At 72.6% G+C, this 12,579-nt stretch carries 10 protein-coding genes and 1 tRNA gene; 8 read left to right on the top strand and 3 right to left on the bottom strand.

Annotation, left to right across the window (positions count from 1 at the left end):
• Nucleotides 1-371 precede the first annotated feature (371 nt).
• Nucleotides 372-653: an HU family DNA-binding protein gene (locus tag ACFYZE_RS17610; RefSeq protein WP_007498188.1), complete on the top strand. Its 282-nt coding sequence runs from the start codon at nt 372-374 to the stop codon at nt 651-653.
• Nucleotides 654-1,161: 508 nt separating this feature from the next.
• On the opposite strand, the gene murA is transcribed toward ACFYZE_RS17610, so the two are convergent.
• Nucleotides 1,162-2,502, bottom strand: a complete 1,341-nt coding sequence (murA, locus tag ACFYZE_RS17605) for a UDP-N-acetylglucosamine 1-carboxyvinyltransferase (protein ID WP_200417675.1) — start codon at nt 2,500-2,502, stop codon at nt 1,162-1,164.
• Nucleotides 2,503-2,810: 308 nt separating this feature from the next.
• Here murA and ACFYZE_RS17600 point away from each other — a divergent pair, with 308 nt between their 5' ends.
• From ACFYZE_RS17600 to ACFYZE_RS17570, 7 genes are all read left to right on the top strand, one after another.
• Nucleotides 2,811-3,383 carry a YqgE/AlgH family protein gene (locus ACFYZE_RS17600; protein WP_200417816.1) on the top strand — a complete coding sequence of 191 codons (573 nt, stop codon included), beginning with the start codon at nt 2,811-2,813 and terminating at the stop codon, nt 3,381-3,383.
• 29 nt (nt 3,384-3,412) lie between these two features.
• The gene (locus ACFYZE_RS17595; RefSeq protein ID WP_388994166.1) at nt 3,413-3,691 is read left to right on the top strand and encodes a DUF3039 domain-containing protein; all 279 of its coding nucleotides are present in this window, start codon (nt 3,413-3,415) and stop codon (nt 3,689-3,691) included.
• A gap of 154 nt (nt 3,692-3,845) precedes the next feature.
• A complete protein-coding gene (locus tag ACFYZE_RS17590) occupies nt 3,846-5,522 on the top strand; it encodes a beta-N-acetylhexosaminidase (RefSeq protein ID WP_388994162.1) in 1,677 nt (558 codons plus the stop codon).
• Between the two features lie 279 nt (nt 5,523-5,801).
• The gene (locus ACFYZE_RS17585; RefSeq protein WP_103840999.1) at nt 5,802-6,695 is read left to right on the top strand and encodes a xanthine dehydrogenase family protein subunit M; all 894 of its coding nucleotides are present in this window, start codon (nt 5,802-5,804) and stop codon (nt 6,693-6,695) included.
• On the top strand, nt 6,692-8,155 hold the full coding sequence (locus ACFYZE_RS17580) for a 2Fe-2S iron-sulfur cluster-binding protein (protein WP_388994159.1): 1,464 nt from the start codon (nt 6,692-6,694) through the stop codon (nt 8,153-8,155). Before ACFYZE_RS17585 ends, ACFYZE_RS17580 begins: the two co-directional genes overlap by 4 nt.
• Nucleotides 8,152-10,458 (top strand): xanthine dehydrogenase family protein molybdopterin-binding subunit, encoded by a 2,307-nt coding sequence (locus tag ACFYZE_RS17575; RefSeq protein WP_388994156.1) that lies wholly within the window; start codon nt 8,152-8,154, stop codon nt 10,456-10,458. Before ACFYZE_RS17580 ends, ACFYZE_RS17575 begins: the two co-directional genes overlap by 4 nt.
• Before the next feature lie 305 nt (nt 10,459-10,763).
• Entirely contained in the window at nt 10,764-11,522 is a 759-nt protein-coding gene (locus ACFYZE_RS17570) for an SUKH-4 family immunity protein (protein ID WP_388994153.1), read from the top strand.
• 162 nt (nt 11,523-11,684) lie between these two features.
• Here ACFYZE_RS17570 and ACFYZE_RS17565 read toward each other — a convergent pair whose 3' ends face one another.
• Both ACFYZE_RS17565 and ACFYZE_RS17560 read right to left on the bottom strand, forming a co-directional pair.
• Nucleotides 11,685-12,206, bottom strand: a complete 522-nt coding sequence (locus tag ACFYZE_RS17565) for a hypothetical protein (RefSeq protein ID WP_388994151.1) — start codon at nt 12,204-12,206, stop codon at nt 11,685-11,687.
• Nucleotides 12,207-12,420: 214 nt separating this feature from the next.
• Nucleotides 12,421-12,495: transfer RNA gene (locus ACFYZE_RS17560), tRNA-Cys, on the bottom strand.
• Nucleotides 12,496-12,579: the final 84 nt, after the last annotated feature.

Raw genomic sequence — 12,579 nt, 5'->3', positions numbered from 1 at the left:
ACCATTGCCACGGTGGCGGCCGACCGGCGAGTCGTGGAACCCCGGGTGCCCGGCCGACCTCTATGGTGGCGGCCGGGCTCGGACCCCCGGAACCTGCGATCTGTCGCGGAAAGCGGACGGAACGTCACCGCCGGATTGGCGGTGGCGCCCTTCGTGTGACTCCCAAGGGTGTTCTCACGACTCCTACGGGTGCCGGATTGGCTTTCCCGCCGCAGGTGGGGGCAGGATGCGTCTTCGGGCGCGAGGGTCTGACGACGGACCCGGGTCCGGGGACTCACCGAGGACCCTGGCAGCATCGGCTTCGCCGTGCCCAACATGCGGCTCCGCCGCGTGGCACGCCTCAACGGCAAGAAGAACACGGGAGTAACAACATGAACCGCAGTGAGCTGGTGGCCGCGCTGGCCGATCGCGCCGAGGTGACCCGCAAGGACGCCGACGCCGTGCTGGCCGCGTTCGCCGAGACCGTCGGCGAGGTCGTCGCCAAGGGCGACGAGAAGGTCACCATCCCTGGCTTCCTCACCTTCGAGCGCACCCACCGTGCCGCTCGCACCGCGCGCAACCCGCAGACCGGCGACCCCATCCAGATCCCGGCCGGCTACAGCGTGAAGGTCTCCGCGGGCTCCAAGCTCAAGGAAGCCGCCAAGGGCAAGTGATCTTGCCGTTCGTGCGCCACGGGACGGCGTACGACGCCGTGACGCCACGGGACGGCGTACGACGCCGTGTGACGCCACGGGCCGGCGCAGCAAGGCCGCCGCACCGCCACAGGGCGGCGTGACGAAGCCCGCCCGCCACAGGGCGGCGTGACGAGGCCCTACCTGCCGTAGGACGGCGTGACGAGGCCGCGCCCGTCGCAGGGACGGCGCGATGAGGCCCGTACCGCCACGGGACGGCGAGTGACGAGCCCGGCAAGCTCCTCGCGACGGCGTACGGGCCCAGCAAGGCCAAAAGGGGCGGTCACCCGGATCAGGGTGACCGCCCCTTCGCTTACCTGGGCCGCCACGGGCCGCCCCGGAAGGCCGACCGAACGCGCCCGTCGGCGAGCCGGTGACCGTCAGCCGAGCGCGTTGCCGGGAAGTTCGACCTTCGCGCCCAGCTCCATCAGCTTCTCCATGCTGTGCCGATCCGGGGGACGACCCCCGGACCCCCAGCCGCTGGTGGACCTCAGCCGAGCGCGTTGCCGGGAAGTTCGACCTTCGCGCCCAGCTCCATCAGCTTCTCCATGAAGTTCTCGTAGCCGCGGTTGATCAGGTCGATGCCGTGGACGCGGGACGTGCCCTCGGCCGCAAGGGCCGCGATCAGGTAGGAGAAGCCGCCGCGCAGGTCGGGGATGACCAGGTCCGCGCCCTGCAGCTTCGTCGGGCCCGAAACCACCGCGGAGTGCAGGAAGTTGCGCTGGCCGAAGCGGCAGTCGGAGCCGCCGAGGCACTCGCGGTAGAGCTGGATGTGCGCGCCCATCTGGTTCAGCGCGGAGGTGAAGCCGAGCCGGGACTCGTACACCGTCTCGTGGATGATCGACAGGCCCGTCGCCTGGGTCAGGGCCACGACCAGCGGCTGCTGCCAGTCCGTCTGGAAGCCGGGGTGCACGTCCGTCTCCAGCGCGATCGACTTCAGCTGCCCGCCGGGGTGCCAGAACCGGATGCCCTCGTCGTCGATCTCGAACGCGCCGCCCACCTTGCGGTAGGTGTTCAGGAACGTCATCATCGACCGCTGCTGCGCGCCGCGGACGTAGATGTTGCCGTTGGTCGCCAGCGCCGCCGACGCCCAGGACGCGGCCTCCAGCCGGTCCGGGAGCGCGCGATGGGTGTAGCCGCCGAGTTTCTCCACACCGGTGATGCGGATCGTGCGGTCGGTGTCCATCGCGATGATCGCGCCCATCTTCTGCAGCACGCAGATCAGGTCCTCGATCTCCGGCTCCACCGCCGCGTTGGACAGCTCGGTGACACCCTCGGCGAGCACCGCCGTCAGCAGCACCTGCTCGGTCGCGCCGACGGACGGGTACGGCAGCCGGATCTTCGTGCCGCGCAGCCCCTTGGGCGCCTCCAGGTACTGGCCGTCCGCGCGCTTCTCGATGACCGCGCCGAACTGCCGCAGCACGTCGAAGTGGAAGTCGATCGGCCGGCCGCCGATGTCGCAGCCGCCGAGACCCGGGATGAACGCGTGGCCCAGCCGGTGCAGCAGCGGACCGCAGAACAGGATCGGGATGCGCGACGAGCCCGCGTGGGCATCGATGTCCGCGACGTTCGCGCTCTCGACGTGCGTCGGGTCGAGCACCAGCTCACCCGGCTCCTCACCCGGACGGACCGTCACACCGTGCAGCTGCAGCAGCCCCCGGACGACGCGGACGTCGCGGATGTCGGGGACGTTGCGCAGTCTGCTCGGGGCACTGCCCAGAAGGGCGGCGACCATGGCCTTCGGTACGAGGTTCTTCGCACCGCGGACACGGATCTCGCCCTCGAGCGGGGTGCCGCCGTGGACAAGGAGGACATCGTCGTTGACGGTCATGAATCTCGCGTTCCGTGGAGGGGGGCAGGGGCCGAAGACGTAAGCGTAATGGCCGCGTACCCCCCTTCAGTAAGCCCAAGTGGCCCCAAGGAAGGTCATAGCTTTGCCACAACACGAGCCGTATGTGACCGGACGCGCGGGGTTACCGGGCGGCGTGTACGCCCGACCGCACCCGTACGCCCCTCCCGCTCCCCGCCACCACCCTCGAAGGAGGCCTTACCAGGCCGCCTGTCTGATTCATGGCTGCATTCACCCACGTACCCCCGTTGCCTCCCCATCCGAAGGCAAGATGCGGGATCATGTCTGGCATGACCGAGGTGTCCTCGCTCACAGGGCGGCTGCTCGTGGCCACCCCCGCCCTGGCGGACCCGAACTTCGACCGCGCTGTGGTGCTGCTCCTCGACCACGACGAGGAGGGCTCGCTCGGCGTGGTCCTCAACCGCCCCACGCCCGTTGACGTGGGCGACATCCTGGAGGGCTGGGCGGACCTCGCGGGCGAGCCCGGTGTCGTCTTCCAGGGCGGACCCGTGTCGCTGGACTCGGCGCTCGGTGTCGCGGTGATCCCCGGCGGGGCGTCCCCGGAGCACGCCCCGCTCGGCTGGCGGCGGGTGCACGGCGCGATCGGCCTGGTCGACCTGGAGGCCCCTCCCGAGCTGCTCGCCAAGGCACTCGGCTCGCTGCGCATCTTCGCCGGATACGCCGGCTGGGGGCCGGGCCAGCTGGAGGACGAGCTGGTGGACGGGGCGTGGTACGTCGTCGAGTCGGAACCGGGCGACGTGTCGTCCCCGGCCCCGGAGAAACTCTGGCGCGACGTGCTGCGACGCCAGCGCAGCGAGCTGGCGATGGTGGCGACGTACCCGGACGACCCTACGCTCAACTGATGCCCGTGAGCTTCAGTACCCTTGGCGCTATGAGCACTCTTGAGCCCGAGCGCGGCACCGGTACGGGGACCCTCGTAGAGCCGACGCCGCAGGTGTCGCACGGCGACGGCGACCACGAGCGCTTCGCCCACTACGTCCAGAAGGACAAGATCATGGCGAGCGCCCTGGACGGCACTCCCGTCGTGGCGCTGTGCGGCAAGGTCTGGGTCCCGGGACGCGACCCGAAGAAGTACCCCGTCTGCCCGATGTGCAAGGAGATCTACGACTCCATGGGCAGCGACGGCGAAGGCAAGGGCGGCGACAAGTAGCCGACCGCTCGGCTGCCTGACGACCGCTGGCTCCCGGGACGCGTGTCCGGTGCGTCCCGGGATCCTTTGTGCCTGCTGCCGCTGCCCCGGGAGTGCGCCTCGAAGTGCGGTGAATCCGCCCTCGGGGCCGGGCCGGGCGGTGAAGACTGGCGGCATGCCTGAGTTTCCCTACTCCCTCCACCCGGGGCTCGACGTGCACCTGGTCCCCGCCCCCACCCGAATGTCCCCCTCGATCGGCGGCGGCACGGGACACGTCCTCGACGAGGACACCCAAATCGAGACGACGGGCCCCGGCACCGAGCGCGTCGCGCGGTGGCTGCGGGCGGCCGTCGGCGCCGCGACCGGGCTTCCGCTGCCGCCGGCCGGCGACGACGGGAACCGGGTGGTGCTGCGCATCGTGCCCGGCCTCGAAGAGGAACTGGGCAGCCCTGAGGCGTACCGCCTCACCGCCGACGGCCACCTCGTCGTCATCGACGGCGCGAGCGAGACCGGCCTGTTCTGGGGTGCCCAGACCTTCCGCCAGCTGCTCGGGCCGGAGGCCTTCCGCCGTGCCCCGGTGACCGGGAAGCGTCGGTGGGAGGTGCCCGCGGTGACGATCCACGACGCCCCCCGCTTCCGCTGGCGCGGCCTCCTGCTCGACGTGGCCCGGCACTTCATGCCCAAGGACGGCGTCCTGCGCTACCTGGACCTGATGGCCGCCCACAAGCTCAACGTCCTCCACCTCCACCTCACCGACGACCAGGGCTGGCGGCTGGAGATCAAGCGCCACCCGAGACTCACCGAGGTCGGTGCCTGGCGGGCGCGCACCAGATTCGGCCACCGGGCCTCGCCGCTGTGGGAGGAGAAGCCGCACGGCGGTTTCTACACGCAGGACGACATCCGCGAGATCGTCGCGTACGCGGCCGAGCGGCACATCAACGTCGTCCCCGAGATCGACGTCCCCGGGCACAGCCAGGCGGCCATCGCCGCGTACCCGGAACTCGGCAACTCCGACGTCATCGACACGACCTCCCTGACGGTCTGGGACGACTGGGGCATCAACCCCAACGTACTCGCCCCCACCGACGCCACCCTGCGGTTCTACGAGGGGGTGTTCGAGGAGGTCCTGGAACTCTTCCCGTCACCCTTCGTCCACATCGGCGGCGACGAGTGCCCCAAGGACCAGTGGCGGCGCTCGCCGGCCGCGCAGGGGCGCATCAAGGAGCTGGGACTCGCGGACGAGGACGAGCTCCAGGCCTGGTTCGTGCGCCACTTCGACACCTGGCTCACCGCACGCGGGCGCCGGCTCGTCGGCTGGGACGAGATCCTCGAGGGCGGCCTCGCGGACGGTGCGACCGTCTCCTCGTGGCGCGGGTACGCCGGCGGGATCACGGCGGCGCGCGCCGGCCACGACGTCGTCATGTGCCCCGAGCAGCAGGTCTATCTGGATCACCGTCAGGACGGCGGCCCCGACGAGCCGGTGCCGATCGGGTACGTGCGCACCCTGGAGGACGTCTACCGATTCGAGCCGGTGCCACCGCAGTTGACGCCGGAGGAGGCGCGCCACGTCCTCGGCACCCAGGCCAACGTGTGGACCGAGGTGACGGAAGATCAGGGGCGCGTCGACTACCAGGCGTTTCCCCGGCTCGCGGCGTTCGCCGAGGTCGCCTGGAGCGCCCTTCCGGACCCGGCCGAGCGCGACTTCGGGGACTTCGAGCGGCGCATGGCCGCCCACTACCGCCGTCTGGACGCCCTGGGGGTCGCCTACCGGCCGCCCGCGGGCCCGCTGCCGTGGCAGCGGCGACCCGGGGTGCTCGGACGCCCGATCGAGGGTGCGCCCCCGAACGTGTGAGGTGGCGGGCGGAGGGCAGGCGAGGCGCCGAGTCGGCTGGAAACGTACCCCCGCATGGGAAAAGCAGTGCAAGGAACGTCGAAGAGTCGCAATACACCCCCATCGGGGATGTCGTGGCAAAACGGTCCATCTCCCTGGTCGCAGGGGCGAATGCCTCCTAGCGGACCCCCGCGTCGGAGGCCGTGAAAGATGTGCCAGAGTTGCCACGTCCGCCCTGTCAGCACGTACCGTACGGCAACACAGGTGGGACCAGGGGGCAGCGGGAAGGGGCAGCCGGTTTTGACCACGCACGCACCGCAGGCGGCGCAGGCCGTGACGCTGCCCGCCTCGCTGGACGAGGCCGTGGCGGCCCTCGCCGCCCATCCGGCCGCCGTCCCCGTGGCGGGCGGCACCGACCTCATGGCCGCCGTGAACTCGGGGCAGCTGCGGCCCGCCGCGCTGGTCGGCCTCGGCCGCATCAGCGAGATCCGCGGCTGGCAGTACCAGGACGGCCACGCGCTGCTCGGCGCGGGCCTCACCCACGCGCGCATGGGGCGCCCCGACTTCGCGGCGCTCATCCCCGCCCTCGCGGCGGCGGCGCGCGCGGCCGGCCCACCGCACATCCGCAACGCCGGCACCCTCGGCGGCAACATCGCGTCGGCCGCCCCCACCGGGGACGCGCTTCCGGTGCTCGCCGCCCTGGAGGCCACGCTGATCATCGCCGGCCCGGGCGGGGCACGCCGGGAGATCCCGGTCTCGCACCTGCTGGCCGGCGTGGAGATGCTGCGCGCCGGTGAACTCATCGGCTACGTGCGCGTGCCGCTGCTGCACGCCCCCCAGGTCTTCCTGAAGGCGACCGGCCGCACCGGACCCGGGCGGGCGATGGCGTCGGTGGCGCTGGTGTTGGACCCGGCCCGGCGCGGGGTGCGCTGCGCCGTCGGTGCCATAGCGCCGATGCCGCTGCGCCCGCTGGAGGCCGAGCAGTGGGTCGCGCAGCTCATCGACTGGGACAACAACCGCGCGATCGTCCCGGAGGCCCTGAACGCCTTCGGGGAGTACGTCGCCGCGGCCTGCATCCCCGATCCGGCGCCCGCGGAGGACGGCACCGTCCAGCAGCTTCCGCCCGCCGTACTGCACCTGCGGCGCACCGTCGCCGCGCTGGCCCGACGAGCACTGGGGAGGGCACTGTCGTGACGGACGACCAGCACCCGGAGGAAGCCCGCCGCCAGGGCACCAACGGCTCCTGGGAGCGGCTGCCGCAAGGGGACTACGACGACGGCGCCACCGCCTTCGTCCAGCTCCCGGAGGGCGGGATCGACGCCCTCCTCGCCTCCGACAGCCCGCTGGCCGCGCCGGGCCACGGCTATGTGCCGCCGACCTTCACCCCGCAGGAGGGCACGGGCGCCGAGGAGCACGGCGGGAACTGGGGCGCGCCCGCCGAGGGCGCCCACTGGCCGGGCGCCACGCAGGAGGGTACGGGGGACCGGTTCACGTACAACCCCGGCGCGACCGGGCAGTGGAGCTTCGAGGAGGTCCGGGCCGCGCGGGAGCCGGCGCCCGGGCACGACGTCACCGGGCAGTGGTCGATCCCGGTCGCGGGCGGGGATCTGCCGGACGAGTCGGGCGAGTTCACCACGTCGGCGCTCGTCGAGCAGTGGGGCGGCACGCCGCCCGCGACCCTGCCGGGCGGCGCGCCCGCGCCCTGGGCGACGGAGGCGCCCGTGCCGTCGTGGCACGGGCAGGAGACAGCCGCGCAGACGCCGGAGGAGGCCCCTGGGGAGCCGTCGGACGGGTCGTACGAGGCCTACGAGGCCGCGCGGGCGAGCGGTGCTTCCGAGGCGCCGGAGGCCGTCCAGGGGCCGTCCGAGGCCGCCGATACGTCCGACGCCGCCGACGGCACCTCCGAAGCCGAGGAGGCACCGGCCGACGAAGCGGCCCGGCACCCCGAACCCGACCCGGCCCCCGAGCCCGCCGGCGCCCAGGACCCGCCCCCGGATCAGGCCGCCGAACCCGCGCCCCCGCACGACGAGCACCCCCTGGCCTCGTACGTCCTGCGGGTGAACGGCGCCGACCGGCCCGTCACCGAGGCCTGGATCGGCGAGTCCCTGCTGTACGTGCTGCGCGAGCGGCTCGGCCTCGCCGGGGCCAAGGACGGCTGCTCGCAGGGCGAGTGCGGCGCCTGCAACGTGCAGGTCGACGGACGGCTCGTCGCCTCCTGCCTGGTGCCCGCCGTCACCGCCGCGAGCAGTGAGGTCCGTACGGTCGAGGGACTCGCCGTCGAGGGACAGCCCTCCGACGTGCAGCGGGCGCTCGCCCGGTGCGGTGCCGTGCAGTGCGGCTTCTGCGTGCCCGGCATGGCGATGACCGTGCACGACCTGCTGGAGGGCAACCCGGCGCCGACCGACCTCGAGGCCCGCCAGGCGCTGTGCGGCAACCTGTGCCGCTGCTCCGGCTACCGGGGCGTCCTGCAGGCCGTCCAGGAGGTCGTCGCCGAGCGGGAGGCGCACCGCGCCGAGGGCGACCCGGCAGCGGACGGCGACGAACCGCGCATCCCGCACCAGGCGGGCCCCGGAGAGGGCGGCGTCCACCTCGACGCGTTCGGCAACGTGACCCCGAACGACCACCCGTACGGCCAGGACGGAGGCCAGGCGTGAGCAACGAAGCCGCCACCGCGACCACAGCGGCGGCCGCACCCGCCCCCGAGCCGCTGCCGCACGGCATCGGAGCCTCCCTGCCGTCCGCCGACGCCCGCGCCAAGACCGAGGGCACCTTCCCCTACGCGGCCGACCTGTGGGCCGAGGGCCTGCTGTGGGCGGCCGTCCTGCGCTCGCCGCACCCGCACGCGCGCATTCTGTCCATCGACACCGGCCACGCGCGCGAGATGCCCGGCGTGCGGGCCGTCCTCACCCATGAGGACGTGCCCGCGGGCGCCCTCCACGGACGCGGCACCGCCGACCGCCCCGTCTTCGCCTCCGACGTCGTACGCCACCACGGGGAGCCCATCGCGGCCGTCGCCGCCGACCACCCCGACACCGCCCGCATGGCCGCCGCGGCCGTCATCGTCGAGTACGAGGTGCTCGACCCGGTCACCGACCCCGAGCAGGCGTTCGAGGCCGAGCCGCTGCACCCGGACGGCAACCTGATCCGCCACATCCCGCTGCGCCACGGCGACCCGGACGCGGTCGGCGAGGTCGTCGTCGAGGGCCTGTACCGCATCGGCCGTCAGGACCCCGCCCCCATCGGCGCGGAGGCCGGCCTCGCCGTGCCCCGGCCCGACGGCGGCGTCGAGCTGTACCTCGCCTCCACCGACCCGCACACCGACCGGGACCGGGCCGCCGCCGTCTACGGCCTGGAACCGGACCGGGTGAAGGTCGTCGTCACCGGAGTGCCCGGCGCCACCGCGGACCGCGAGGACCAGGGCTTCCAGCTGCCGCTCGGGCTCCTCGCGCTCAAGACCGGTTGCCCGGTGAAACTGACCGCCAACCGCGAGGAGTCCTTCCTCGGCCACGTCCACCGCCACCCCACACTGCTGCGCTACCGCCATCACGCGGACGCCGAGGGCAGGCTGGTGAAGGTGGAGGCGCAGATCCTGCTGGACGCGGGGGCCTACGCGGACACCTCCTCCGACGCGCTCGCCGCCGCGGTCTCCTTCGCCTGCGGCCCGTACGTCGTCCCGAACGCCTTCATCGAGGGCTGGGCCGTCCGCACCAACAACCCGCCGTCGGGCCATGTGCGCGGCGAGGGCGCGATGCAGGTGTGCGCCGCGTACGAGGCGCAGATGGACAAGCTCGCCAAGAAGCTCGGCCTCGATCCGGCGGAGCTGCGGATGCGCAACGTCATGGCGACCGGCGACGTCCTGCCGACCGGCCAGACGGTGACGTGCCCGGCGCCGGTGGCCGAACTGCTCGAGGCAGTACGGGACCACCCGCTGCCCCCGCTCCCCAAGGACACCCCCGAGGAGGAGTGGCTGCTGCCGGGCGGCCCCGAGGGCGCGGGCGAACCGGGCGCGGTCCGGCGGGGTGTGGGCTACGGCCTCGGCATGGTCCACATGCTCGGTGCGGAGGGCGCCGACGAGGTCTCCACCGCGACCGTGAAGGTCCAGGACGGCGTGGCGACGGTGCTGTGCGCGGCGGTGGAGACCGGCCAGGGCTTCGCGACCCTCGCCCGGCAGATCGTCCAGGAGACCCTCGGCATCGACGAGGTGAACGTGGCCCCGGTCGACACCGACCAGCCCCCGGCGGGCGCGGGCTGCCGGGGCCGCCACACCTGGGTGTCGGGCGGCGCGGTCGAACGGGCCGCGAAGATGGTCCGCACCCAGCTGTTGCAGCCCTTGGCGCACAAGTTCGGCATGTCCACGGAGCTGCTCCAGATCACGGACGGCAAGATCACGTCGTACGACGGGGTCCTGTCCACGACCGTGACGGAGGCGATGGACGGCAAGGAACTGTGGGCCACCGCGCAGTGCCGCCCGCACCCGACCGAACCGCTCGACGAGACGGGCCAGGGCGACGCCTTCGTGGGAATCGCGTTCTGCGCGATCCGCGCCGTGGTGGACGTGGACATCGAGATCGGCTCGGTACGGGTCGTGGAGCTCGCGCTGGCCCAGGACGTGGGCCGGGTGCTGAACCCCGCGCAGCTGGCGGCGCGCCTCGAGGCCGGGGTGACGCAGGGCGTGGGCATCGCGCTCACGGAGAACCTGCGCACGGCCCGCGGCGTGGTCCGCCACCCCGACCTGACGGGCTACTCCCTGCCGACGGCCCTGGACGCCCCCGACATCAAGATCGTCAAACTGGTCGAGGAACGGGACGTGGTCGCCCCCTTCGGTGCCAAGGCGGTCAGCGCGGTACCGGTGGTGACATCCCCGGCGGCGATCGCGTCGGCGGTCCGCGCGGCAACGGGCCGCCCGGTCAACCGCCTGCCGATCCGCCCGCAGGCGGCGGTGGTGACGACGCAGTGAACTCGCCGCGGACCTGACCGTGGACGAGACGGTGGAGGCGATCCCGGCCGGGCGGGAGCGGGCGCGGATCGGGTGAGGTCCGCAAGGACGGTTTATTGCCGGGGCGTTGTCAGTGGTGCCGCGTAAGGTTCTCGGCGTTGGGGGAGAGCTGCCCGGCAGGACGATGTGTCCTGCCCTGCGGACGCTCTGGGCCAGGCACGGAACACCGGGGGAAGACGATGGGCACGACCGACGCCTGCGGCGTGATCACGCCGACCGGGACGGAACCATATGCACGGGGGGCCGGGACACCGTGCGGGCGGTCGGTGCTGCGGCGGGCGGCCGAGCTGGTCGACGACGCGGAGAGACTCGCCGAGGAACTGCGCGACCAGATGGTCATCGGGGCGCTGCGCACCGTAGACCGTGATCTGGAGTCGCTCCTGCTGGGCGGCGCCACGGGGCGGATACCCACGACGTACCTCTCCCCGCGCACCCCGGGCCCGATGGACCTCTCGCCGCTCGCGCCCTCCCTGGAGGCACTGCTGCGGCTCGCGGCGGCGACGGACGAACCGACCGCCTTCCCGGGCGGGTTCGCCTCGCACGCCCTGATCCGCCCGCTGGCCCGGATCGCCCGCCCCGGCACGGGGCTCGCCCTGGACCTGCCGCCGCGGCTGCTGGACGAGGAGTTCGGCTCCGCCGCGATGGTGCGCTTCGAGGACATCGACTTCCCCCGCACACTCACGCACGAACCGACCCGCCGTTTCCTGCGCGAGGTGGGCCTGCCGGAGACCGGCTACTGGTTCGAACCGGACACGGACCAGCCGCTGCCGACGCTCGCCGAGCACTACGCGGACGAGGGCGTCCCGGAGGACGACCTCCCGGAACGGGCGGACCGCCTGATACGCCTCGGCTGCCTGCTGGAGGACACGAGCCTGCTGCTCGACGGCGCCACCGGAGCGGTCCTGTGCTGGAGCGAGCCGGACGCGACCCTGCGTCCGCTGCACGCGGACATCTCCACCCTGGTCTTCACGGTGTGGCTGGCCCACCGCGACAGGAGAGTGACGGAAGCGACGTCGACGGTCTGATCCGGAAGACCGAGACGGACCGGCCGGGCGATGACGACGATCGGGCGGCCGGCGTGCATGCACCGGTCAGGTGAGACGCGGACTGAACAGGACGAACAGCAGGGCGCACCCCCCGCAAGGGTGCCGTTCCGCCGTTGTGGCCATGCTGGAGATCCGGTTGCTCTACTTCCCTTCGCGCAGGGTCGCGTAAGCCGCCGCCACCGACGCGCAGTTGACCCGCGGGTTCCCGGCGGGCACCGAGTGCTCCAGGTTTTGCAGGACGCTGAACCCGTCCTCGTCGTTGACGCCGTTCTTCTTCAGGTCTTTCAGCGTGGCGTTGACGACGGCCGTCAGGCGCGGGCGGTCCTCCGTGCAGCGCGGCGCCAGTGCGTCGAGAACCTGCTGGTACTCGCCGGCGGGCCGACCGTTCCCATCGAGGTCGGCCAGCTTCTGCGCCGGCCCAGGCGTCGACGCATGCGTGGCCGGGGTCCGCTTCGTCTTCGCTGACGACTTCGCTGCCGGACTGCTGTGGCTCGCTACAGGTGTCGCGGCTGCTGCCGAGGTGTCGTGTGTGGCGGCGTCCTTGACTCCAGAGACCACGCCGGCGATGAACGGCGGAGCTGCGATCAGCACCCCGACGCCGATAGCGATCTTCTTTCCCTTGCCCAGCGGCTTCTTCGGCGCCGGAACGGGCTGCTGACTCACGATCCCCCCTGTAAAGGCCGGGCGCCCCTGATCTCGGACGCGGCTTCCGGACCGTACACCTGACCAAAGGGGACGGGCATGTCGGAGGGCGGAGGCCTGGCCCATGAGCGGGGCGCGCCCCTGCGGGCCGACTGGGACGAGGAGTGAGACGGATCACTGATGGGGCGGCACCCCGCGCAGGGTGCCGCCCTCTCGTTTTTCCTGTTCAGACAGGTGGAGGCCGTGGCGGGAATCGAACCCGCGTAACCCGCTTTGCAGGCGAGTCCCTGAACCACTCGGGCACACGGCCGGGATCAGGCCCGGTACGGCTTGCCCGTGCCGTCCTGATGTACCGACCGTAGGAGCGGTGGATCACCGGCTCAAGAGGATCGGC

The organism is Streptomyces sp. NPDC001796, from assembly GCF_042892355.1.
In the GTDB taxonomy this organism is placed as follows: domain Bacteria; phylum Actinomycetota; class Actinomycetes; order Streptomycetales; family Streptomycetaceae; genus Streptomyces.
The sequence above is the reverse complement of the archived record's forward strand: the minus strand, read 5'-3'. Positions and strand labels throughout refer to the sequence as shown.

Bases quoted from the DNA above. Each gene is read 5' to 3' on its own strand.
- ACFYZE_RS17610 (WP_007498188.1), top strand. From the start codon at position 372: ATGAACCGCAGTGAGCTGGTGGCCGCGCTGGCCGATCGCGCCGAGGTG.
- murA (WP_200417675.1), bottom strand. From the start codon at position 2,502: ATGACCGTCAACGACGATGTCCTCCTTGTCCACGGCGGCACCCCGCTC.
- ACFYZE_RS17600 (WP_200417816.1), top strand. From the start codon at position 2,811: ATGACCGAGGTGTCCTCGCTCACAGGGCGGCTGCTCGTGGCCACCCCC.
- ACFYZE_RS17595 (WP_388994166.1), top strand. From the start codon at position 3,413: ATGAGCACTCTTGAGCCCGAGCGCGGCACCGGTACGGGGACCCTCGTA.
- ACFYZE_RS17590 (WP_388994162.1), top strand. From the start codon at position 3,846: ATGCCTGAGTTTCCCTACTCCCTCCACCCGGGGCTCGACGTGCACCTG.